Below are 22183 nucleotides of genomic sequence, written 5' to 3' on the forward strand. Positions count from 1 at the left end.
AGTCCTGGCTTCGATATCTGCACCGTCCCTACGCCAGTATGAACTGGATCAGGTTCAACGGGTCACTGCGCTACAGCCGGCAAGCCGACCATCCAGCAGTATCTCAGCCCCTTGACGGGACCCCCCTGGTGAATGCCTCAAGATAGCCATCGATAGGCCCGGGTCGTCAAGCGCCAATTCGTTCACCGATCAAGATGCAAGCCTAGCGTGCAATTTCCTGGAGGAGCGTCGACCGGGGCCAGTGGGCATTGGCGATCATCCATCGCCATGCGCGCGCCATCCTGGCCTGTCGGCGTCGTGAACGTGACAGCGCCTGGCGGCTTTGCCGATGTGCCGGACTTCATCGATGGCGCCGATGTATTTGAGCTGCGGCGCGGTCGGCCGGGAGGTATTGATGATAGACGATGGCTATCGATGCGATATGAACAATGAATTGGAGCTATCGCTCGGTCTCGTCCATTGTCACGGCAGCAAAAAGAAGGGCTTTGGCAATGGACCAGTTTCTGAAATCTCTGCGCAACCGTAAGGCGATTGTCGACGCGCGCATCGATGCGGAACAGGCGCGGCCAGAGCCGGATCGATTTCGTCTCCACGCGCTGAAGAAGCTCAGGCTGCAGTTTCTGGAGCAGATCGCCTTCGTCGAGCGCACGAACCGCCTGTCTGCGACCTGAACGTCATCAGCAGCAACGGTTTCCGCCGCTGCCAATCCAGGCTAGATCGGTTCATTGTTTCTTCGAAACAGTGAATCGATCTAACTCTTTGAAAGAACGCAATCCCGGACGCAAAACCGTTACACACTTTTCCTGGAACTGCTCTAGCGATCAGACTTGTCCTGGATTCCTCGTTCCGCGTAGTCAGCGCGATTGATGCCGTGACGCTGGAGCTTGTCGTAGAAGGTCTTGCGCGGAATGCCGAGCGCTTCGATCGTCGCCTTGACGTCGCCGCGCTGGGCGCGAAGAACGTCCTTCAGGATTTCCGCTTCGTAACGCTCAAGCCGTTCGGGGAGGGCTTCGGTCTCCTGGCTTGCCAGCATTCGGGGCGTCGCGAGCGATCCCTCCACGCCAAGCGCGACCCGTTCGGCGAAATGGGCAAGCTCGCGCACATTGCCTGGCCAGGCGTGCTCCATCAGATGCCGCTGCACGGCTGGCGAAATCGTCGGCGTGTCACGTCGGAACCGCTCGGCCGCCCGCGTCAGAAAGTGCGAAAAGAGCAGCGGCATATCGTCGCGACGCTCACGCAGCGGCGGGATGGAGAGGGTCACGACATTCAATCGGAAGTAGAGGTCTTCCCGGAAAGCGCCGCGCTCGGCCGGATTGCCGAGGTCGATCTTGGCGGCGGCGATGACGCGGATATCGACGGGACGCACCTGATTGGTGCCGAGCGGCGAGACTTCGCGCGCCTCAAGCACGCGCAGCATCTTGACCTGAGTCGCCGGCGGCATCGCCTCGATTTCGTCGAGGAACAGCGTGCCGCCGCTGGCGTGCTCGATGCGGCCGACGCGCTTCTTCAAGGCGCCGGTGAACGCGCCCGCCTCGTGGCCGAAGAGCTCGCTTTCGATCACCGTTTCTGGCAGCGCGCCGCAGTTCAGCGCGACGAAATTGCCGCTGCGACGGCGGCTCCAGTTGTGCAGAAGGGTCGCCACCACCTCTTTGCCGCTGCCGGTTTCGCCGGCCACCAGCACATCCACATCCGTGTCGGCGATGTGTCTGATCGTCTGACGTAGGCGCTCCATCACCGGCGTCTGCCCGATCAGCGGCAGGCTGTCGCCGGCCGTTTCGGCTGCCCGCTTGAGTGCGCGATTTTCCATGACGAGACGACGTTTTTCCAGCGCGCGGCGAACGCTTTGCACCAGCCGTTCGGCGGCAAAGGGTTTCGGGATGAAGTCGTAGACGCCGTCCTTCAGCGCCTGCACCGCCATCGGGATGTCGCCATGGCCGGTCACGAGGATCACCGGCAGGTCCGGATCGAAGGCGGCAATCCTGCGAAAGAGCGCCAGGCCATCCATGCCCGGCATCCGGATGTCGCTGACGACGATGCCTTCGAATGCCGGTTCCAGCGTTTCGAGCGCTTCGGCAGCACTTGCATGCGCAGTGACGCTCAGGCCCGCGAGCTCCAGCGTCTGCTTCATTGCCCGTCTGAGATCTGCGTCGTCATCGATGAGGGATACCAACGGCTGCATCGCTCAGGCCCTCTTCAGGCGAACCGTGAAGACGGTGCCCTTGTCGCTGGTTTCGACCGTGATCTCGCCGCCGTAATCGGCGACGATCTCCTTGGAGATCGCGAGACCAAGACCAAGCCCCTCGTCCTTGGAGGTGTTGAACGGCGTGAACAGATCCTCCTGGATATGCGCGGGAATGCCGGGGCCGTTGTCGGCGACCACGAGCAGGACGGCGCCGGGCGGACCGTCATGGCAACGCACCTGGATCTTCGCATCGGCGCGTTCGCCGAGCGCTTCAAGCGCGTTTTGCAACAGGTTTATCAGCACCTGCTCGAGCCGGATGCGGCTGCCGTAAGCGCTGAGGCCGTTTTCGGGAAGGTCGATCGCAATTGCATCCATGCGCCCGGCGAAACGGCTGCGCAGCAGCATTAGGGCGCCTTCGATGACCTCGCGCAGCGGCGTCGGTCCGGCGACGAAGCGGCCCTTGCGGGCAAACCTGCGCAATTCGTCGGTGATGGTGCCGACCCGGTCGGTCAGGGCGGCGATGCTTTCGAGGTTTTCCACGGCCGTTTCCGTCTGTCCGCGATCGAGAAAGGTGCGGGCATTGTCGGCATAGGCGCGGATGGTGGCGACCGGCTGGTTGATCTCGTGGGCGACGCCGGCAGCCACCTGGCCGAGGATCGCGAGGCGGTTCGCCTGAACCAGCTCCTGCTGCACCGCCTGCAGCTTCTCGCCGGTGCGCCTGTGGTCGGCGATCTCCGTTTCGAGATGATCGCGCGCAAGGCTCAAGTCCTGGGTGCGTTCCGCCACGCGGCGCTCCAGTTCGTCACGCGCGGCGCGATCCCGGGCGGAAGCGAGCGCCAGTGTCTGTCGCCGACGCAGGAGAAACGCGGCAAGCGCAAGCAGGGGAACGACAGCGGCCAGCGCCAGCAGCCTCGCGCTACGCGTTGCCGCCGAAATCGCCGCATCGAGCGGCGCCAGTTGCTCCAGCCGCCAACTCGTCGTCGGAACCATGGTCTCGACTCTCAGGAACCGCCGCTCGCTGTCGCCGGGTAGAAGCGCGCGCAGTTCGCTCGACCCGTCCGCGGTCGCCTCGATGTCGCGGAAGGGCAGCGGAAGCAGCGAGGCGTCGCCGAATTGCAGGCTGTCGCGGATGGCTGCCAGGCGATCGCGCGGGATCACCCGCGTCGTCATGAAGCGCCAGGACGGGAAACTGGTGATCAGCACGATGCCGCGACGGTCGGTGATGTAGACCGGCTTGCCGGATGCCAGCCACTCCGCCTCCACGTCGTCGAATTCGAGCTTGGCGACGACGACGCCGATCGCGCCATCTGGGCCCTGCACCCGCCGCGAAATGTAAAGGCCCGGCCGCTTGCTGACCGTGCCCATGGCGAAATGCTCGGCCTTGCCGTCGCGCATCGCCATGCGGAAATACTCGCGAAAGGCATAGTCGTTGCCGACGAAACTCGTCGGTTCGCGCCAGTTGCTGGCAGCGACCGCGACGCCGTCGGGGCCGATGACGTAGATGACCGCCGCATCCGTGTTGGCGGCAAGCGCCTGGAGTTTCTCGTTCAGCCGTTGCAGCGCCTCTGTGCCGCGGGTGACCAGTGCCGCCTTCACCTCGACATCGTCGGCGAGCACCAGCGGTGTCGCGCGCTGGCGCTCGAGCACCGCGCGCAGCAGCGAGGCCTTCAGGTTGGCGTCGATCCGGCTCTGGGCACCGACCGCTTCGAGTGCCTGGCTCCGGCCATAGGCGCCGGCAAGCAGCAGCGCCGCAACGATGAGCGCCACGGCGAGACCCGCGAACACCAGCCAGATGCGGCGCATGGATCGGTCGAGATCGGCCAGGTCGAGAGGGGCAGGCGGGGTCTTGAACATGGACTGATTGTGCATGTTTCCGCCCAATCTTCCAGATCATTTGTGCGGAAATCCGCTCAACTCTTCGTGGCGATCGCGCTGTGTGCGGAAAACATGCTTATCGATTCAATGGCTTGGGCATCGCCGCGGCGAACTGGCACGCCCGTTGCAGATGACGTCCTCATGACAGCCCGTGCTGTCGCGCTTCGGAAATTGACCCGGGAGGCCCGGCATGACGCCGGACTGGGTTTAGTGGAGGATATCATGATCATCGACCAATCCGCGGAACCGCGCGGCAAGACACCTTTCTATCGCCATCTCTACGTCCAGGTCTTGGTGGCGATCGCAGCCGGCATCCTGCTCGGCCATTTCTATCCCTCGCTCGGCACGGAACTGAAGCCGCTTGGTGACGCCTTCATCCGCCTCGTCAAGATGATCATCGCCCCGGTCATCTTCCTGACGGTCGCAACCGGCATTGCCGGCATGACGGATCTTGCCAAGGTCGGCCGGGTCGCCGGCAAGGCGATGCTCTATTTCCTGACCTTCTCGACGCTCGCGCTCGTCATCGGCCTGATCGTCGCCAACGTCGTGCAGCCGGGTGCCGGCATGCACATCGATCCCGCCTCGCTCGACGTCAAGGCGGTGACGACCTTTGCCGAAAAGGCGCACGAGCAGACGATCACCGGCTTCCTGATGGGCATCATCCCGACGACGCTGGTCGGCGCATTTGCCGACGGCGACATCCTGCAGGTGCTGTTCATCTCGGTGCTGTTCGGTCTGGCGCTCGCCATGGTCGGCAAGAAGGCCGAGCCGGTCGTCGACTTCCTGCATGCGTTGACGCTGCCGGTGTTCAAGCTCGTCGGCATCCTGATGAAGGCTGCCCCGATCGGCGCTTTCGGCGCCATGGCATTCACCATCGGCAAATACGGCGTCGGCTCGATCGCCAACCTCGCGATGCTGATCGGCACCTTCTACATCACGTCCTTCCTGTTCGTGTTCGTTGTTCTTGGTGCGGTCGCCCGCTACAACGGCTTCTCGATCGTGGCCCTCATCCGCTATATCAAGGAAGAACTGCTGCTGGTTCTCGGCACATCCTCGTCGGAGGCAGCTCTTCCGGGTCTGATGAGCAAGATGGAAAAAGCCGGCTGCAAGCGCTCGGTCGTCGGCCTCGTCATCCCGACCGGCTATTCCTTCAACCTCGACGGCACCAATATCTACATGACGCTCGCCGCTCTCTTCATCGCCCAGGCGATGGACATTCCGCTGTCGCTCGGTGATCAGGTGCTGCTGCTGCTCGTCGCGATGCTGAGCTCGAAGGGCGCTGCCGGCATCACCGGCGCCGGCTTCATCACGCTGGCCGCAACGCTTTCGGTCGTGCCCGCCGTGCCGGTCGCCGGCATGGCGCTGATCCTTGGCATCGACCGGTTCATGTCGGAATGCCGCGCACTCACCAACTTCGTCGGCAATGCGGTCGCGACTATCGTCGTGGCCAAGTGGGAAGGCGAACTGGACGAAGCGCAGATGGCAGCCGTCCTTGGTGGTCGCGCGCCGGAAGCGCTGCCCCAGCCGGCCTTGCAGCCGGCCGAATAAAGTTGCCTCCCAAGGCCTGACTGCACGGGAGCATCCTGAAGGGCGCTCTACCGCAGTCCGGACGCGGCTCGTGGCAACACGGGCCGCGTCGTCGTTTGGGGCTATCGACCGCTCAGCGTCATTTTCGATGTGTCAGTTGCGCCGGCGTTCAGATAGGCGATGAATTCCCTCAGCATCGGCACGCGGCGCGGACGGAAGCTTTCCTCGGTCATGCTGATCTCGGCAATACGGTCGACGCGGAACTTGCGGTAGCCTTCCCGCAGGCAGCACCAGGCCAGAAGCACCAGCATCCGTTCCAGGTACACGATGGCCAGCGGCAACACCTGTCGATCGGTCCGCTGGCCATTGGCATCCACATAACCGATGATCACCGCCCGTTCCCGCCAGGAGGCTTCGCGCAGCAGGGAGACATCGACCGGTGGAGGCTCCCTCCTGTCAAAGCGATAGACCTGCGAGACCGCATGAAGCGCCTGGCGTTGCAACCGATCGGGCAGTGTCGCCGTTATCTTGGAAAGGACGGCGCGGGCCGCCGCTGCAAGATCCGGCTCGCCCATGTGCTGCACTTCCGCAAGGCCGAGGACCAGCGCCTCGATCTCCAGTTGGGAAAAGCTCTGTGGTGGCAGCGCGATGTCTTCGGTCAGCCGGTAGCCGAAGCCGCGCGCGCCATCGATCACCGCGCCGGCGGCGCGCAGGCTGTCGATGTCGCGGTAGAGCGAACGCAGGGAGACGCCCGTCTCTTCGGCAAGGCGCGCGGCCGTGACCGGAGAGGGTAGAGTGCGGAGCGCCTGGAGCAGGCGAAAGAGACGAGCGCTACGAGCCATGATGGTAGATTAGCTGAAGCCTACTGACGAAAACTGGCAGTTGGCCAACTGTATAAGACCCACATTCGCAAACGCAACTGCAACCGAGGACTTCAGACCATGCTGACACTCTTTCACGCTCCGCGCTCGCGCTCGTCGCGCATCATCACACTGCTTCGCGAACTCGACGCGCTCGACAAGGTGGAGATCGAGATCGTCGGCATCACGCGCGGCGACGGCAGCGGCAGCAAGGATCCGAGAAACCCGCATCCGGAAGGCAAGGTGCCGCTGCTCGTGCATGACGGGGTCGTGCTCTGGGAGAGCATCGCGATCATCCAATATCTGACGGATCTTTTCCCGGAAAAGAAGCTTGGGCCGCTTGGCGGAGATCCGCAGCGTGGTCGCTATCTCAGCTGGCTTGCCTGGTATGCAGGAGTGGTCGAGCCGGTGCTGATCGCGCAAGCCGCGGGTCTTTCGCACCCCTATCTCGAGGCCACCTTCCGCGGTCCGACGGAAATGGCCGAGCGTCTGGAAAATGCGTTGAAGGAGAGTCCTTATCTGATGGGCGAGCGCTATACGGCCGCCGACCTGCTCCTGCATTCGCCCTTTGCCTGGTACCCTGCTGCCACCCCCGACAGCGCCGTCATCAAGGCCTGGGTCGAGCGCTGCGGCGCGCGGCCGTCGCTGCAATGGACCGCAGATTTCGACGCCCGCACGGTGACGATCGCCTGATCCTGCTGCCTGATCCTGCTTGAGAAAAGAGGTCGCGCATGGCCAGTCCTGCGCGGCTTCTTCTCGTTCGAGTGTGCGCTGTTACTTGCGCTTGAGATTAATCTCGCTGGTGACGATCCGCTTGCCCGAGGACGGATCGAGGTCGATGGTCCGCAACTGCATCCTGTTGGCGCCGACCTTGCGCAAGATCAGGTCGGCGCTGCGATCGCCGTTCACGTCCTTGGCCCAGCGAATGGTGAGGTTGATCGCATCGCCGCGCCGGCTGCCGTTCAGGCCCGCGCGGCCACCGCGGGGCCCGAGGTAGGAGCCGCTATAGCTTGAGCCGGAGTAGCGCAGTTTGGCGTCTATGGAGCGCGAGATCAGCAGCATGCCGCGGCAGACGCCTTCCATCGACAAGGCAAGGCCGCTCGCCTGGGAGCTGAAATTGCAGGAGATGTTGACCGGCGACATGTAGGTGCGGATCCGCACCGTCCCGGTGCCCGCCCAGTTGCCGCCGAGCGTCTTCAGAAATGCGCCTTCGTCAGCCCAACTGCTCGCGGGCGTCAAAGCGAACGCAATGATCAGCGCCCATCGCCACATGTCCCACACCTCCCGTCTGTGAGTGGATGCTACAACAACCCGTCGTCGCACACGAGCGTCAACGCGGCACTCGGCCGCCCGGTTCCTCGACGGCTGCAGGGTTGCGGCCGTCGTTGCAGTTGATTCGCTCGCCGTCGGTGGCGATCAGGATGGCTTCGTCAATTAAAGGTAGAGCCGTCCATCCTCTTCGGTCAGATTGCGTGTAGTCTCGAGATCAATTTGTCACGTCCTGTTAACTGTGACCCCCAAAATGGTGGCGATTGCCATGGTGATTGCCTGTAGATGCCGGTAAACACTTCGTTAATTGGAAAGTATAGATCTCGATTTTCATGGCCTGTTCGCGGTAGATATTGTCCCTAGGGGTGTGAGGGAATTTTGTTTATGTTTGATGTGAAAATTTTGTTTCTTTTTTTCGATGATCCATGCCGGCAGGTTCGTTCCGTCGCCATTGACAGGCCTGGCGCCGCCGCCGATCTCACCAAGTCATCTCAGGGGGCTGCAGGGTTGGGAGGGCGGCAATGACCGCTCGACTGGAAATTGTCCAACCCGTGGCCGACGAAGCGCCGCCGACTCCTCAACGCTTTGTCTCGGACCCGCTTTTTGCCGAGGCGCTGCGCCAGGCGGCCGTACATCTGGTTGCCATGCACGAGGCCACCCCGCGTATCGTCCGCTACACCGCGAGCTTGAGAAAGTGGCTGCTGACGCAGGCCATACTGACGCTGCATTTCGAGCGCCTGACCGACTCCTCACGCTCCGAGCTGACGGCGGCCAAGCTGGTCGACTTCATCGTTGCGAGCAATGTTGCCAGCAAGAACACGGCGGTCGCGCACCTCGCCGAGATGCGAAATTATCGCCTGCTCGTTGACGCAAAACAGGAGGGCGACAGGCGCAGCCGGCCCCTGGTTGTCGCCGATGTCGCTGAAGATCTGATCCGGCAATGGTTCGACGGTCACCTCGCCTCGCTCGACACGCTAGATCGGGGAACGCGCCTGGCCCAATCGCGGAGCAATCCGGCGCTGATGCACCATGCCTTGCCGCGTGCGACGCGGCGGCTGATCGCCGATCCCGCGTGGTGCGATCCACCCGAGAGCATTGCTACGATCGTCTGGGCGGAGTCTGGCAGCAACATCCTGCATGATCTCGTGGCTCGGCTGCCGAAAGGCGTGCCGACCGAGGAGCGGATCCCGGTCGGACCGCTGAAGCTCAGCGATATCACCAAGCGCTACATCATCTCGCGTAGCCACGCGCAGCGCGTCTTTGCGCGGGCGCGGGACCTTGGGGTTCTCGGTTGGGAGGGGCCCGGCAACCGCGGCCCTCTGTGGATAGCGCGGCGTCTGATCGATGACTATCGCCACTGGCAGGCGGTGAAATTTGCCGCACTCGACGAGGCTTTCGACTGGGCGACGGATAAGGCGGGCTAGGACGACCGGTGCCCGTCGCCGTAAAGTATAGTTTACGGCAACCTAACGACAAGCGTCGATTTTTACTGGGATACTTGCTGGAATATTTCCCAAGTCTATGCGGTCATTGATTAATTCGCCGCGCTTATAACTTGTCTCATCAAGAACGGGGAGACAAGAAATGAAGAACATCGCAATCGTATCCGCAGTATTGTTCAGTTCGCTGGTGTCCGCCTCGGCGGCGATGGCGGGCATGGAATTTTCATCGCCAGCCTTCGTGCAGCAGGCAAGCGGCGGCGCAGGCTTTGCGACGCTTGACACGGCCGCGATTATGAAGCCGGTCATGGATCTGGTCGTCGCAACCCCTCGGGTCGACACCTCCACGCTCGCGGGCAACCTGTCTTTCGTCTATCAGAGCGGCGACTTCAACACCGCCTCGATCCAGCAGAGCGGCACCCGCAATGTCGGCCTGATCCAGCAGATCGGTTTCATGAACTCGGCGGCGATCACGCAGACGGGCGTCGGCCACCAGGCCTTCATTTCCCAGCAGGGCCGCAACAACGTCGCGATCATCAGCCAGCGCTAGAGCAACTCCAGGAAAAGTGTGGAACGGTTTTTCGTCAGGAATTGCGTGGTATCAAAGAGTTAGATCACTGTTTCGATGAAACAATGAACTGTTCTAAAGGGATTTCGGCGCGCCCGGGACAGGCGCGTTCGTCATTCTCGAAACAAAGGAGCCTGCGCTTGCGGGCTCCTTTTTCGTTCCGGGATCATTGCTGCATTTGTCGGAAGTCCGCTCCGCGGATTTCCTGCCGTCGTCTCAAGGCTGATTGTCGTCGACCTCGGGCAGTTCGACCGGGTTCGGATTGGGCTGCGGCACGCCGCCGAAATCCGGAAAGTCGATGCTGAAGCCGGGGCCGCTTGAACTTGCGCCTTCGCCCTGGGCCGTTGCCTGGGACAGGAGCCAGTTGCCGTTCAGCGGATCGCCGCCGAGCGACGGATTGATCGGGCGATAGACCAGCTCCGACGCAAAGCTCGAGCCTGTGGCTGCAAGGGTGAACGTTGCTGCGAGAAGCGCGGAATGAAGCAACTTCATGGGTAGTCTCCTTCTTGGATTTCTTGGCAGGTCAACGTTTCGGCAAAACGTACATCCGGCCGGGAACGACGACAACGGTCTTGTTTTCCAGGCCCCGCAGCCCGGTCGGCATCATGTACCGCCCGCTTTGCGCCGTCTGGATCGCAAGCACCGTCGAATTCTTGGAATCGCGCACATCCAGCACGCCGGCGAGGCTGTTGCCGTCCTGGATATAGGCGATCTGGTTGTTCTCGCCGGATACGCCGACGAGCTGGAAGTTGTTGTCGCCGCGGCTTGCCTGCAGGACCGAGTTGTTGGAGCCACCCTGTGCCAGAAGCAGGGCCGAGCTGTTGCCCTCGATGGCCTGGACGGCACGGTTGTTGGTGCCGGCCTGATGGATCAGCGCGAGGCTGCCTGTTCCTGAAATGCCGGCATTGGCGTTGTTGCCCTGACCGAGCTGGATGATGGCGGTGTTGGAGCCGCTTTCCCCGCCGAGATAGGGCTGGATCGGGGCCATCAGCGCGTTCACCGCGGCCGGGTTGGTGTCGTAGTCCTGGATCAGCAGGTCTTCCGCGGTGGCCGGTGCGGCTGCCAACGCCAATCCGGCGGCGACGACGGCGCCGCGAAGGAGGCTGCGGAGAGGGCGTCTGGCTCTGTTCATCTGGTATCCACCCGTCTTTTGTTTCTGTGTTCAGATGCGTGTCGAAGGCGCTGCAAGCTCGACCGTCGAGCTAAGCCCGCACAGGACCTTGCCCTGGTCGTCCGTGACGGTCAGTTCGAGACGAAGCTGGCCCGGGCGATCGACGATAATCTCGGTCTTGCCGAGCGATCCGGCGGAAAAGCGGTTCCTCTGGCTCGTCATGCTGCTGCCGGAAGCAGACAGTTTGGCGATCCTGAGGGAAAAGCTGCCTTCCAGATCGTCCGCAGCTTCGATGAAGGGCTTCAGCGCTGCCACATCGGCGCCGTCGATCCTGATCCCGCAGCTCTTGACGCGCGGATCGTTGATCTTGCCGTAGAGGGTCTCGCCGTTCATCGAAGTCGCGCTCGCATCGTTGCTGGTTACGAAGGCTGCAATCAGGAGAAGTCGAGCAGCCATCCGCATGGTTCGATTTCCCGCAAGGTGTGGAGCGCGCCCCGAAAGCGCGCCCCGCATTGTCGGTTAGTTCTGGCTGACGAAGGCGACGTTCGAACGTCCGGCCTGCACGACCACAGAGTTCTGGCCGTTGCCGCCCTGGCTGACGATCGCGTAGTTGCGGTCGGCGTCGCTGCTGCCGCTGCCGTACTGCAGCACCACCGAGTTCGAGGCAGAGCCCGACTGGCTGATCCAGGCGTTGGAGTAGGCGCCTGCCTGGACGACCGTGGACGACTGGCCGGAACCGCTCTGGGTGATGCCGGCGATCGAATAGTCGGCGTTCTGGATCAGCAGCGACGAGCTGCCGAGGCCAGTCTGTGCCGTTGCGGCCTGGTTGCCCTTGCCGTTTTGCACCGTCAGTGCCTGCAAGCCGCCGCCGAGCGTCTGGCTCGTCGCCGCCACGTTGCTGCTGCCGTTCTGGACGGTGGCCGCGGCTGCGCCGATGACGCCGGTCTGAACCGTTGCGGCCTTGTTGAGGTCGCCGATCTGCACCGTTGCCGAAAGCGCGCCGACGGAAGCGATCTGCACCGTCGAGGCCGTGTTGTCATTGCCGAACTGGGCAATGCCGGCGACCGAAGCCGCAACCGGACCAGGCAGGTTGACATCGACAAGCACGCCGTCCGAGACCGGAACGGGTCCGCCCTGGATGTTGGTCGCGCTGTTGCGGTTGCCCGACTGGACGATTGCCGCTGCCGAGAGGGTGGCCGGCGAGTTCTGCTTGACGTCGAGGGCCGTGCCCGGGAGGTCGAGTGTCGTCGTCAGCGCGCCCTGGACGTTGGCTGCCGAGTTGTCATCGCCGGTCTGGGCGATGGCGGCGGCGACGCCGGTGCTGCCGTACTGCTGGACGTTGGACGCCGCGTTGCCGTTGCCGCCCTGGAGGATCGTCGCCAGCGCGTCGCTGACGCCGTCCTGATCGTTCAGTGCGACGTTCTCGTTGCCGGCCTGCACCGTCAGGGCCGTTGCCGCATCGGTGCCCGTCTGGAGGTTGCCCGCGACGTTGCCATTGCCGACCGAGACGATTGCCGCCTGCGACCCGGACGTGCCATCCTGGCTGTTCGAGCCGATGTTGCCGTTGCCGAGCTGGGTGACGAGGGCGTCGGAGCCGACGGCAGCCGTCTGGCCGTTTGCCGCGATGTTGCCGTTGCCACCCTGGACGATTGCGGCGTTGGCGCCGATCGTTGCAGTCTGGGTGTTGGCCGCCTTGTTGCCGTCGCCGATCTGCAAGTTGGCGGCGTTCGAGCCCGAAGCGAGCGTCTGCAGGTTGACCGCCTGGTTGCCATCGCCGATCTGGACCGATGCGGCATTGGCGCCCGAGGTCGCGACCTGGGTGTTGCTTGCAAAGTTGCCGTTGCCGAACTGGCCGATTGCGGCATTGGAGTCGATCGTCGGCTTCACGGTGCCGGGACCGTTGTCCTTGGAGGCGACGTCTTCGACCTTCACCCAGTCGTAGTCGTCACGATAGGTTGGGAAACCGAAGATCGAACCGGTCTGGACGCGACCAATCTTCTTCCATTCATACTTCGTGTAGCCCTGGCTTGCTCCGGTACCCGGCGTATACGCGCCGAGCTGCGAGTTGCCGGCGACGTTGCCGTTGCCGATCTGCGCGATGACAGCCTGCGAGTTCACTGCGGGAACCTTGGCGATGCCGCCAGCGAAGCTGTCTGCCTTGTAGACCGTCTTGTAACGGTCGGCAGAGAAGTCGCTCAGCAGCGAATCCCAGACGGGGCCGCCACTGTAGCCGGTGCTGGCCGAAAAGCTGACGCCGTTATAGGCAACGGAATTGCCCTGCGTGTTCGTCGCATTGTTGCCGTTGCCAACCTGGACAATGGCTGCGGCGACGTCGCTGCTCTTGGCCTGCTGGGTGTTGAGTGCCTTGTTGCCGGCGCCGAACTGGCCGACGAAGGCCGATGCGTCGATCACGCCGTTCTGGACGTTGAAGGCGGTGTTGGTGGCGCCGCCGACGCTGCCCTGAAGAATGATCGCCGAGCCGTTGGTGACATCCGTCTGGATGTTGCCGGCCTGGTTGGCGTCGGTGGACGCGCCGAACTGAACGATCGTCGCGTCGGAATCGATGACGTTGTTCTGGTCGTTCCAGCCGAAGTTGCCGGTACCGCCCTGGATCACCAGAGCCGAGGTCGGGTCGACGCCGGCCTGGGTGTTCAGCGCGGTATTGCCGCTGCCGATCTGCAGGATGCCGGCGGTCGCATCGGTGGAAGCGTACTGGCTGTTGGTGCCGACGTTGTCGCTGCCGACCTGCACGATATCCGCTGCGCCGTTTGCCGAGCCGACCACCTGAGCGTTCGAGCCGACGTTGCCGGAGCCGATCTGCAGGATGTTGGCCTCGTTGTTCGTGCTCGCGCCGCCTTGAAGGTTGCCGCCCTCGTTGCCGGTGCCGAACTGCGCAATGTTCGCGGTGTTGTCGGAGCCGGTCGTCTGGACGTTTCCGGCGCGGTTTTCCGTGCCGGCCTGGAGGATGTTGGCGCTGTTGCGGGTGAACGCCTCCGAGCCGATGAGGTCATGCTGCGAATTGCTGGCAACGTTCTTGTCGCCGACCTGCAGGATGGTGGCGTCGTTGCCATCCGTCAGGTTGCCGCCGCGGCTGCGCTCGTTGACGGCGACGTTGTCTGCGCCGAACTGGCCGATGGTCGCGCTGTGGCCTGTGCCGCCCTTGGAGAGGTTGGAGGCCGTGTTGCGCTCGCCGACCTGCAGGATCGTGGAAGACGAATTGCGGCCGTCGTCCTGGCTGCTGATCGCCAGGTTGTCCGCGCCAACTTGGCCGATCGACGTCTCGTTGTCGTTGTTGTAGCCGTTGTTGTGATAGTCGCCGATCTGGCTGCTGAAGGCGCGGTTGCTCTTGCCGATCTGCACCGTGCGGGTAACGTTGTCCTTGCCACCGCCGGCACCGCCTGCTTGCGTATTTGCCGCGACGTTGCCTTCGCCGACCTGCAGGATCGAAGCGTCGAGCCCGCTCGCGGGACCGGCCTGCGTGCCGGGCTTTTGAACGTTGGACGCGAGGTTGTTCTCTCCGCCCTGAACGATCGTCGCCGTGGATGCGCCGACCTTCTCCTGCGTGTTGGCGGCGGCGTTGCCGGTGCCAGCCTGAAGGATGCCGGCCCGGTTGGACTTGCCGAGCGTCTGGCTGTTGACCGCAGCATTGTCGGTGCCGCCCTGGGCGATGACCGCGTTGGACGAGGCTTCGTTCGTCTGGTTATTGACGGCGGCATTGGCCGAGCCGTTCTGCAGGATGCCGGAGAAGTTGCCGCCGCCGGACGCGCCGAGCTGGTTGCTTTCCGCATAGTTGCCGACGTCGTCGCTGTCGTTCAGCTGAATGATGCCGGTATCGTTGCTGCTGGCACCCTTGGCCTGGGTGTTGCGGGCAAGGTTGGCGTTGCCGCCCTGGAAGATCGTGCCGCGGTTGGCGCCGGTCTGGCGGAACGTGTCGACCACGTTGTTCGTGCCGAACTGGGCAACGCCGCCGACGTTCTGGCCGTCCTGGAGGAAGTTGCCGCCAACGACGTTGTCGCTGCCGAGCTGCATGACGCCGAGGCTGTTATGGCCGGTCTGGGCGTCACCCGGTGCGTTGCCCGAAAGTGGCAGGAAGACGTTCCTCTGGCCGTGCTGGTAGATGAAGCCCTGGTTGGCGCCTTCCTGGGACAGGTAGGCGAAATTGCTATCGTCGCGCTGGCCGATATAGCCGGTGTTGCCGTTGGCGCTGGCTTCCTGCGCATGGGCGCCGGCCGTCATCGCCACGAAGGCGACGCCGGTCAGCAGCAAAGTTTTTCGTGCTGAGAATTTCATGGACTTCTCCCTTTTGTTCGGCGCCGGCGTCTTGGTCGCTCCGAAGCGCCGCACTCAATTAGAGCGTTAACAATTCGTTTAATACCATCGCGTCTTGTGTCGGTACAAGGCGCCAATACGGATTGATTAAGTAATAGTTAATCAACAAAATAGAAACAACCAAAATTGGGTCGATTAATTCGTGGGATCTCTCAAATAAAAAATGCGCGACAGTGAATCGTTTCTGATTCATTGCCGCGCATTCTGGAAATAGACTCTATTTAAATCTTACTTGTACTGGTGATTCTGTCATGAAGACGGAAGCGAGATGTTTCCGTACTTCTCGTCGTAATCGCGAATGAACTCCGGCTCGCGTGCAGGATCCTTCAGGTGCCACAGCCCCTGGCGAACGCCATCGACGGTCAAGGAGTAGACGGCCAGTTCGATGCCTTCGCGCACGGCGAGCGAGCCGGGATCGTTGCGCGACTGCCCAAGTTCGATCTCAAGCAGCTCGTCCGCCGTCGCGAACTTGTAGGCGCCCGCCCTGACCTGGACGGAGTAGATCTGTTTGGTCGTCGTCGTGGATGCCAGCACTTCGCCGGTCTGCACGCTGACGGCGCGCAGGTTTACCGTGACGACGTCGGATCGGTACTGCACGTCGCCGCCGATGCCGAGGTAGCGCGCACCGGCGCCGCCCGTCAGTTCATTGGAATCGTAGCCGACGATGCCACCTTCAAGCAGCAGGCCGGCGAAGCGGACGGGAGGCAGGCCGCTGGCGCGGCCGTAGGCGCGCTGGGTGTTTTCAATCAGCGTGCGCTCCTGCACCAGGTTCTTCAGGCCCGAGCGCTCGACGACGCGGAACCACTGGCCGCCGCCGGTCTTCTTCAGGACATCCACCAGGATCGCGGAGCCGCCCTGGGTGACCGCGCGGCTATACTCGGCGAAGCTTTCGTTCGGCTTGGCCTGGCCGGTCAGATCCGGGAAATCGTAGACGGCGACGTCGACGGGGATGGCAGGAAGGGGGATTGCCCGAACCTTTGGCGTTGTCTTCGTCGGCGCCGTCAGGGTCGCCGCCGGTGTGTCGAGTTGTTGTCCGCTTTGACATCCGGCAAGGAGCCCACCCGCGATACAAAGAGCTGCCAGTTTGACCTTCATCGTTCCCCCGTTTGGTCGCGGCCACGTCGTGGCGCAAGCCATAGGTCGTCGTCTTCCGACCGAGGATCGATCGGAAATATAAACGCGCAACCAGCCCCTCTCGGAAACTATAGTTTCCAAGGTAAGGCACTATTGTACTGTCTAAATATCCTCAGAGATCCGCCTGGCCCGACCGTAGCCCCAGCTAGCCCACGCGAATTATTGCACTGCTTCCCTACCACTGAAGTTTTATGGGTTAGCAGTCCCATTTTTGGGTGAATTGGGGAATTTGCCCCAAAAAGATGCGGTTTACGACAAACTGGTTAACGTGATGGTAACCATGCAACAGCGCATGTTGTGGATTATCGGTTGACGGTTCCGCGACCAACGGTCGGCCATTCCAGTTCGCCGGCGCTGAGCGTGACAACGGCCGAGGAGCCGGTGCCCACAGTCGGCACGATGTCCGCGCCTGCCGCCTGCGCGGCGCTCGCTTTTCCCGGCTTTGCGGACCTCGATGATTGGCTGTAAGGTTTTGTTTTATTTGGTGAAGTCTGCTTCTGTGTCGCAGGTTTCGCGCCCGCCGGCATCTGCTCGACATAGGCGCCATTGCCGACGCCGCGGTTGACCTGATCGACATAGGCCTGGGCGGCGGCGCCCGTGTGGACCAGCAACGACAGGCTCAGGAGGGCAGCAATCCGTACGCAGGACGTTGAGGTCATTTTCATCTTTTCCACCAAGGATGAGACTGTCGATTAAACATGATCCATAGGCATTTCTTCATAAAACCACAATGAGGACGCGCAGTTTGACTCGGGTAATGTTCCATGAAAGACAATTCCCGAGAAGATATATTGGAGGCATGCGGATGACGTCGAGGAATGCGAAGCCAGTTCTGTTCGGGCTGACGGCTGTGGCCCTGCTCTCGCTTGCTGCGCCGCTTGCGGCTCAGAACTCGACCGCGCCCCTGTTTTCGACGCCGGCCGAGCGCTCGACGACCGGCGCGCCGATCCTTATCGATCCGACCGCAGACGGCAATGGCGCGATCATCGGTGCGCCGGCCGGACGCGCCAATACGCGCCCGGCAGCCGAGCAGAAGGCCAAGCCCGCCGAGCCGCAGAAGGCCGCGGCCAACCGGTTCAAGCAGTGGGAGCTGCAATGTGTCGAGCTCGACAAGCAGCCGGTGCGTTGCCAGATCTCGTCCAGCACGCTGTCGCCCGACGGCAAGCAGGCCATTCTTGTCCTGAGCCTGGCCTATCGGCCCGACGGCAAGTCGGTCGCGATGCAGATGGCCGTTCCTCTCGGCATTGCGCTCAAGGACGGCGTCAAACTGAAGGTCAAGGACGGTTATGGCGCGACGATGGCGGTCAGCCGCTGCACGCCTCAGGGCTGCCTGATCGAGGGACCGGCCGAACAGGCGCTGATCGATTCGATGGCGGCCAAGGCGGAAGCGACGGTCACCGTTATGACGCCCGAAGGCAAGGCGATCCCGATCGCGCTGTCGCTTTCCGGTTTTGCCGATGCGCAGGCGGCGCTGAGCGCGCGGTTGCCCGCGCCCAAACCGGCAAACTGATCCTTTTTGCAAGCGTGCCGTGGGTCAAAGGCCGTGTAGAACCTGCGTCGCCTTGACGGCGGCCGAGGCGCGGTTCTCGACGCCGAGCTTCACGTAGATCTGCTCCAGGTGTTTCGTCACGGTTCGGGCGCTCAGGCCGAGGATTTCGCCGATATCCCGGTTCGCCTTGCCCTTGGCGATCCAGAGCAGCACTTCGGATTCGCGCTGGGTGAGGGCGAAATGCTGGCGCAGCATCTCGTCATCGGTCAGGCGGTTTTCGGCCGTCAGCCGGAAGAGATATTCGTTCGGGCCGATGGCGCCGAGATAGGATATCTGCAGGCCCGATCCGCCCGGTTGGTCGAGCGCGAAGCTGACGTCGCGCGCCGTCGTCTCGCGTTTGTCCATCCAGCCGGCAATGCGCCGCGTCACCGTCGCCAGACCGTCGTCGCGTCCGGTTGCGGCATTGACCAGCCGGGTCGCCTGCGGCGTCGACCAGCACACGCCGCCATCGGCCCGCACCGCCAGAAGGTGGCGGCCGGCGGCATCGAGCGCGACGCGCGCGCTCTGGGCCGACCGGGCGTTCGAAAGGTGGACGCGGATGCGCGCCCTGAGTTCATCGATGTTGATCGGCTTGGTCAGATAGTCGACGCCGCCAGCCTCGAGCGCCCGCACCACGTGCTCGGTCTCGGTCAGCCCGGTCATGAAGAGCACGGGCGTCTGGCCGACGGCGGCGTTGGCCTTGAGGCGCCGGCAGGTTTCGAAGCCGTCCAGACCCGGCATGACCGCATCCAGAAGAATGACATCCGGCGTGATGCGTTCTGCGATCGAGAGAGCTGCATTGCCGGACGTTGCAATCAGCACGGAGTAGCCGGATTTCTCCAGAGCCTCGGTCAGGAAGCCGAGCGCCTCGGGCGAATCGTCGACGAGCAGGACGATGTCGCGGCGATCGTAGGTCTCAGCCACGGGCGTCTCCTCCCATGTCGTTCCTCAGAAATGCGTCGTAGCCGGCGAGGTCGAAGGCCTGCACGTAGGCGCGCGCCGCCGCGACGAAGGGTTGATGCTCGGATTCGAGGTCGATTTCCGTCAGTTTGGCCTCGATGCCCCTGACATATCCGATCTCGCCGAGGCGGATGAGTTCCTCGAGGTGATGGTCGTCGGGGCGCGTCATCGGTTTGGCCGCCGGCATGACGGGCGCTTGTTTTTCCTCGCCTTCGTGAACCCAGGTCAGGCCCAGATGCAGCGAAAGCTTGTCGGCGAGCTGGCCGATGGCGAAAGGCTTGGCGAGCGTGTCGTCGTGGCGGTGGAAGGCGGCCGTCGCCGAGCCGTCGCCGATATTGGCCGACAGCATGATGATCGGCGCCGTCTGCGCCTTCTCGCGCAGCCGGTCCACAAGTTCCCAGCCGCTCATGCCGGGCATCGAGATGTCGATGAAGAAAAGATCGGGCGCAAGGTCGTCGGTGAGCGTGAGACAGTCGGCGGCGGACGGCACGGCGAGAACGCTGAAATCCATGGGCACGAGAATCTCGCGCATCAGGTCGCGGTGGTCGGCATTGTCGTCGACGACGACAAGCGTGCGCCGCGGGCCAAGATAGGACGTGATGCGTCGGACAGGGGCGGCCGGCGCGGGGCGGTCGACCGCCGACAGCATCAGCCGGACGCGGAAGCTCGTGCCTTCGCCAAGCGTGCTCGTGACAGCGATTTCGCCGCCGAGTGTCTGGGTCAGGAGCCGGGTGATCGTCAGGCCGAGACCGAGGCCGGGCATGCTGCCGAGATGTTCCGCCTCGCCGCGCTGGAAGGGATCGAAGATGCGCGGCAGGTCTTTTTCGCCGATGCCGCGGCCGCTGTCTGAAACCGTGAAGGTCGCGACCTGGCTGCGATAGGCGACGCCGAAACGGATGCCGCCGCGCTCGGTGAACTTCAGCGCGTTGGAGAGCAGGTTGACGAGGATCTGGCGCAGTCGCTTCTCGTCAGTCCGCACATAGCGCGGCAGGCTCGCGGCGCGCTCATGGTCGAAGGAAATGCCCTTGGCCTGTGCTTGCGGCTGGAACATGTCGACGATCTGGTCGAGGAAGTCGTGGATGTTGATCTCGTTGGAATAGACCTGCAACTTGCCGGCCTCGATCTTGGAAATGTCCAGCAGGCCGTCGATCAGGCCGGAGAGGTGGTCGGCGCTGCGCTTGATCACCTTGATGGCACCCTGGCGCGCCGGCGGAATGGTTTCGTCGCGCTCCAGCACCTGGGCGTAGCCGAGCACGGCATTGAGCGGCGTCCTCAGCTCATGGCTGAGGCCGACGACGTAGCGGCTTTTGGCGCGGTTGGCGGCCTCCGCCGTTTCCTTTGCCTGCTGCAGCGCGGCGTCGGTCTTCTTGTGGGCGGCGATTTCCTTCAGCAGCAGCGTGTTCTGGCGCGAGGATTCCTCCTCGGCGACCACGCGGCTGTCGTGGGCGAGCACATAAAACCACGAGACGATGCCGGCGAGTACGGCGAAGACGAAGAAGACCACGGCAATTGTGCGCTCGATGACGCTGGCGGTCTCCGGAGAACTCCCTGAAGTCTGATGCGCGATCATCGCCAGGATCAGGCCGATGCCGGCGATCGAGAGCACAGCCGAGATCGCATAGCGGCCGAGGCGGGTTGCCAGCTTCTCCGTGATCGTGCGCGGCAGCAGGGTGTTGGCGACGCTCGCGACCTGGGCGTTGAAGCGCGCCTTTGGCTTGCACATATCGTGGCAGCGGCTGTCGAGCGAACAGCAGAGCGAACAGATCGGTGCGGCATAGGCCGGGCACCAGGCCATGTCCTCCGGCTCGAACGGGTGCTCGCAGATCGAGCAGGTGATCTCGGTCTGGTTGGCCCAGCTCCTGCGCGGCTTCCGTGCGAGGTAGAATTTGCCGTCGGTCAGCCAGGCGATCGACGGCGAAGCGACGAATGCGACGACGAGGGCGATATAGGGCGCGAGCGAGGCGGCGATTTCGCCGAAGGCGCCGAAATGCGCCGTCAGCGCTACCGTCGCCGAGATCGCCATGGCGCCAAGCCCGACCGGGTTGATGTCGTACAGATGCGCCCGCTTGAACTCGATGCCGGGGGGCGACAGGCCGAGCGGCTTGTTGACGAAGAGGTCGGCCGAGATCGTGCAGAGCCAGGCCATGGCGATGATCGAGAAGACGCCGAGGGTTTCTTCGAGCAGCCGGTAGATCCCGAGCTCCATCAGAAGCAGCGCGATCGCGACGTTGAACACCAGCCAGACGACGCGGCCTGGATGGCTGTGGGTGAGGCGCGAGAAGAAGTTCGACCAGGCAAGCGACCCGGCATACGCGTTCATCACGTTGATCTTCAGCTGCGACACGACCACGAAGGCGACCATCAGCAGCAGCGCTGCCGTCTCCGACGGGATCATGTAGCCGAAGGCGGTGCAATACATCTGCGCCGGATCGGCGGCCCTGGTCGAGGGTACCCCGGCCGAAAGCGCGAGCACCACGAGGAAGGAGCCGGCCAGCAGTTTCGGCGCGCCGACGATCACCCAGCCGGAGCCGGCGAGGAAGACGGCAATGCGATGATGCAATTTGCGCTGCCCGTCCGGAGGCAAAAAACGCAGGAAGTCGACCTGCTCGCCGATCTGCGCCATCAAGGCGAAGATCACGGCCGACGCCGCACCGAATTCGACGAGGTCGAACTGTGCGATCGTGCCCGGCGGCCCGGACGCGTGGTGAATGCCCGAATAGGCAAGCCAGGTGCCGACCTTCTCCCAATCCGCAAAGGCGATGAAGACGAAGGGCAGGATGTTGAGCACGATCCAGAAGGGCTGGGTCACCAGCTGGAATTTGCTGATCAGCCGGACGCCGTGGGTGACGAGCGGAATGACCATGACGGCGCTGATGATATAGCCGATCCACAAGGGGATGCCGAGCGCCAGTTCGAGCGCGCCGGACATGATCGACGCTTCGATCGCAAAGAGGATGAAGGTGAAGCTCGCATAGATCAACGAGGTCAGCGTCGAGCCGATATAGCCGAAGCTGGCGCCGCGGGTCAGCAGGTCGATGTCGACGCCGTGGCGAATGGCATAACGGCTGATCGGCAGACCGACTGCAAGGATCATCAGGCTGGCGACCAGGATCGCGACAATCGCGTTGGTGGTGCCATAGGACATGGTGATGGCGCCGCCGATGGCTTCGAGCGCCAGAAAGGAAATCGCGCCAATGGCTGTCTGGGAGATCCGCTCGGAGGAGAAGCGCCGGGCGCTCTTGGCGGTGAAGCGCAGCGCATAGTCTTCCAGCGTCTGGTTGGCGACCCAGCGATTGTATTCACGCCTGACGGGAATGATGCGCTGGCGTGCCGCCATGGGGTTCCTAACGTGCCTTCAAGGGAGCCTCTGCCTTTTTTCTTAGCACGGAAGTTTTCTGCTT

General features: G+C 63.1%; 18 protein-coding genes and 1 riboswitch. Of the genes, 6 read left to right on the forward strand and 12 right to left on the reverse strand.

What is annotated here, in order from left to right; translation table 11 throughout:
• Positions 1-7: 7 nt before the first annotated feature.
• A riboswitch (TPP riboswitch) is annotated at positions 8-137 on the reverse strand.
• A 354-nt stretch (positions 138-491) separates the two neighbouring features.
• Positions 492-671, forward strand: coding sequence for a hypothetical protein (locus VGO12_RS07875; protein ID WP_327512170.1), 180 nt, complete (start codon positions 492-494; stop codon positions 669-671).
• 143 nt (positions 672-814) lie between these two features.
• Here VGO12_RS07875 and VGO12_RS07880 read toward each other — a convergent pair whose 3' ends face one another.
• Positions 815-2179 (reverse strand): sigma-54 dependent transcriptional regulator, encoded by a 1365-nt coding sequence (locus VGO12_RS07880; protein WP_327512171.1) that lies wholly within the window; start codon positions 2177-2179, stop codon positions 815-817.
• Positions 2180-2182: 3 nt separating this feature from the next.
• Positions 2183-4051, reverse strand: coding sequence for a sensor histidine kinase (locus VGO12_RS07885; protein WP_414650692.1), 1869 nt, complete (start codon positions 4049-4051; stop codon positions 2183-2185).
• Between the two features lie 228 nt (positions 4052-4279).
• Between VGO12_RS07885 and VGO12_RS07890 the strand changes: the two genes are divergently transcribed.
• The gene (locus tag VGO12_RS07890; RefSeq protein WP_327512172.1) at positions 4280-5605 is read left to right on the forward strand and encodes a dicarboxylate/amino acid:cation symporter; all 1326 of its coding nucleotides are present in this window, start codon (positions 4280-4282) and stop codon (positions 5603-5605) included.
• 101 nt (positions 5606-5706) lie between these two features.
• Here the strand turns inward: VGO12_RS07890 and VGO12_RS07895 are convergent, their stop codons facing one another.
• Positions 5707-6426, reverse strand: a complete 720-nt coding sequence (locus tag VGO12_RS07895; RefSeq protein WP_327512173.1) for a YafY family protein — start codon at positions 6424-6426, stop codon at positions 5707-5709.
• Between the two features lie 99 nt (positions 6427-6525).
• Between VGO12_RS07895 and VGO12_RS07900 the strand changes: the two genes are divergently transcribed.
• Positions 6526-7137, forward strand: coding sequence for a glutathione S-transferase family protein (locus VGO12_RS07900; protein WP_327512174.1), 612 nt, complete (start codon positions 6526-6528; stop codon positions 7135-7137).
• 81 nt (positions 7138-7218) lie between these two features.
• Here the strand turns inward: VGO12_RS07900 and VGO12_RS07905 are convergent, their stop codons facing one another.
• The gene (locus VGO12_RS07905) at positions 7219-7716 is read right to left on the reverse strand and encodes a hypothetical protein (protein ID WP_327512175.1); all 498 of its coding nucleotides are present in this window, start codon (positions 7714-7716) and stop codon (positions 7219-7221) included.
• 518 nt (positions 7717-8234) lie between these two features.
• On the opposite strand from VGO12_RS07905, the gene VGO12_RS07910 reads away from it, so the two are divergent.
• Both VGO12_RS07910 and VGO12_RS07915 read left to right on the forward strand, forming a co-directional pair.
• Positions 8235-9137: a hypothetical protein gene (locus VGO12_RS07910; protein ID WP_327512176.1), complete on the forward strand. Its 903-nt coding sequence runs from the start codon at positions 8235-8237 to the stop codon at positions 9135-9137.
• A gap of 160 nt (positions 9138-9297) precedes the next feature.
• The gene (locus VGO12_RS07915) at positions 9298-9702 is read left to right on the forward strand and encodes a hypothetical protein (RefSeq protein WP_327512177.1); all 405 of its coding nucleotides are present in this window, start codon (positions 9298-9300) and stop codon (positions 9700-9702) included.
• A 234-nt stretch (positions 9703-9936) separates the two neighbouring features.
• Here the strand turns inward: VGO12_RS07915 and VGO12_RS07920 are convergent, their stop codons facing one another.
• From VGO12_RS07920 to VGO12_RS07945, 6 genes are all read right to left on the reverse strand, one after another.
• Entirely contained in the window at positions 9937-10212 is a 276-nt protein-coding gene (locus VGO12_RS07920) for a curli assembly protein CsgF (protein WP_327512178.1), read from the reverse strand.
• Between the two features lie 31 nt (positions 10213-10243).
• The gene (locus VGO12_RS07925) at positions 10244-10852 is read right to left on the reverse strand and encodes a hypothetical protein (protein WP_327512179.1); all 609 of its coding nucleotides are present in this window, start codon (positions 10850-10852) and stop codon (positions 10244-10246) included.
• 30 nt (positions 10853-10882) lie between these two features.
• Positions 10883-11287 (reverse strand): curli-like amyloid fiber formation chaperone CsgH, encoded by a 405-nt coding sequence (csgH, locus tag VGO12_RS07930; RefSeq protein ID WP_327512180.1) that lies wholly within the window; start codon positions 11285-11287, stop codon positions 10883-10885.
• 63 nt (positions 11288-11350) lie between these two features.
• Entirely contained in the window at positions 11351-15121 is a 3771-nt protein-coding gene (locus tag VGO12_RS07935; RefSeq protein ID WP_327512181.1) for a hypothetical protein, read from the reverse strand.
• 288 nt (positions 15122-15409) lie between these two features.
• Positions 15410-16255 (reverse strand): CsgG/HfaB family protein, encoded by an 846-nt coding sequence (locus VGO12_RS07940; RefSeq protein WP_327512182.1) that lies wholly within the window; start codon positions 16253-16255, stop codon positions 15410-15412.
• Between the two features lie 341 nt (positions 16256-16596).
• Positions 16597-16953 (reverse strand): hypothetical protein, encoded by a 357-nt coding sequence (locus VGO12_RS07945; protein WP_327512183.1) that lies wholly within the window; start codon positions 16951-16953, stop codon positions 16597-16599.
• A gap of 146 nt (positions 16954-17099) precedes the next feature.
• Between VGO12_RS07945 and VGO12_RS07950 the strand changes: the two genes are divergently transcribed.
• Positions 17100-17804: an invasion associated locus B family protein gene (locus VGO12_RS07950; RefSeq protein ID WP_327512184.1), complete on the forward strand. Its 705-nt coding sequence runs from the start codon at positions 17100-17102 to the stop codon at positions 17802-17804.
• A 24-nt stretch (positions 17805-17828) separates the two neighbouring features.
• On the opposite strand, the gene VGO12_RS07955 is transcribed toward VGO12_RS07950, so the two are convergent.
• Both VGO12_RS07955 and VGO12_RS07960 read right to left on the reverse strand, forming a co-directional pair.
• Positions 17829-18746 (reverse strand): response regulator transcription factor, encoded by a 918-nt coding sequence (locus VGO12_RS07955; protein WP_327512185.1) that lies wholly within the window; start codon positions 18744-18746, stop codon positions 17829-17831.
• Complete coding sequence (locus VGO12_RS07960; protein ID WP_327512186.1) at positions 18739-22119, reverse strand: hybrid sensor histidine kinase/response regulator; 3381 nt, start codon at positions 22117-22119, stop codon at positions 18739-18741. Before VGO12_RS07960 ends, VGO12_RS07955 begins: the two co-directional genes overlap by 8 nt.
• Positions 22120-22183: the final 64 nt, after the last annotated feature.

Origin of the sequence: Ensifer sp., assembly GCF_035999135.1 — a bacterium.
Lineage (GTDB): Bacteria > Pseudomonadota > Alphaproteobacteria > Rhizobiales > Rhizobiaceae > Ensifer.

What these genes read in the sequence shown, in the direction of transcription:
- VGO12_RS07920 (WP_327512178.1), bottom strand. Translation starts at nt 10,212, where the DNA reads ATGAAGTTGCTTCATTCCGCGCTTCTCGCAGCAACGTTCACCCTTGCA.
- VGO12_RS07885 (WP_414650692.1), bottom strand. Translation starts at nt 4,051, where the DNA reads ATGCACAATCAGTCCATGTTCAAGACCCCGCCTGCCCCTCTCGACCTG.
- VGO12_RS07950 (WP_327512184.1), top strand. Translation starts at nt 17,100, where the DNA reads ATGACGTCGAGGAATGCGAAGCCAGTTCTGTTCGGGCTGACGGCTGTG.
- VGO12_RS07945 (WP_327512183.1), bottom strand. Translation starts at nt 16,953, where the DNA reads ATGACCTCAACGTCCTGCGTACGGATTGCTGCCCTCCTGAGCCTGTCG.
- csgH (WP_327512180.1), bottom strand. Translation starts at nt 11,287, where the DNA reads ATGGCTGCTCGACTTCTCCTGATTGCAGCCTTCGTAACCAGCAACGAT.
- VGO12_RS07935 (WP_327512181.1), bottom strand. Translation starts at nt 15,121, where the DNA reads ATGAAATTCTCAGCACGAAAAACTTTGCTGCTGACCGGCGTCGCCTTC.
- VGO12_RS07910 (WP_327512176.1), top strand. Translation starts at nt 8,235, where the DNA reads ATGACCGCTCGACTGGAAATTGTCCAACCCGTGGCCGACGAAGCGCCG.
- VGO12_RS07890 (WP_327512172.1), top strand. Translation starts at nt 4,280, where the DNA reads ATGATCATCGACCAATCCGCGGAACCGCGCGGCAAGACACCTTTCTAT.
- VGO12_RS07915 (WP_327512177.1), top strand. Translation starts at nt 9,298, where the DNA reads ATGAAGAACATCGCAATCGTATCCGCAGTATTGTTCAGTTCGCTGGTG.
- VGO12_RS07895 (WP_327512173.1), bottom strand. Translation starts at nt 6,426, where the DNA reads ATGGCTCGTAGCGCTCGTCTCTTTCGCCTGCTCCAGGCGCTCCGCACT.
- VGO12_RS07940 (WP_327512182.1), bottom strand. Translation starts at nt 16,255, where the DNA reads ATGAAGGTCAAACTGGCAGCTCTTTGTATCGCGGGTGGGCTCCTTGCC.
- VGO12_RS07900 (WP_327512174.1), top strand. Translation starts at nt 6,526, where the DNA reads ATGCTGACACTCTTTCACGCTCCGCGCTCGCGCTCGTCGCGCATCATC.
- VGO12_RS07960 (WP_327512186.1), bottom strand. Translation starts at nt 22,119, where the DNA reads ATGGCGGCACGCCAGCGCATCATTCCCGTCAGGCGTGAATACAATCGC.
- VGO12_RS07905 (WP_327512175.1), bottom strand. Translation starts at nt 7,716, where the DNA reads ATGTGGCGATGGGCGCTGATCATTGCGTTCGCTTTGACGCCCGCGAGC.
- VGO12_RS07875 (WP_327512170.1), top strand. Translation starts at nt 492, where the DNA reads ATGGACCAGTTTCTGAAATCTCTGCGCAACCGTAAGGCGATTGTCGAC.
- VGO12_RS07880 (WP_327512171.1), bottom strand. Translation starts at nt 2,179, where the DNA reads ATGCAGCCGTTGGTATCCCTCATCGATGACGACGCAGATCTCAGACGG.
- VGO12_RS07925 (WP_327512179.1), bottom strand. Translation starts at nt 10,852, where the DNA reads ATGAACAGAGCCAGACGCCCTCTCCGCAGCCTCCTTCGCGGCGCCGTC.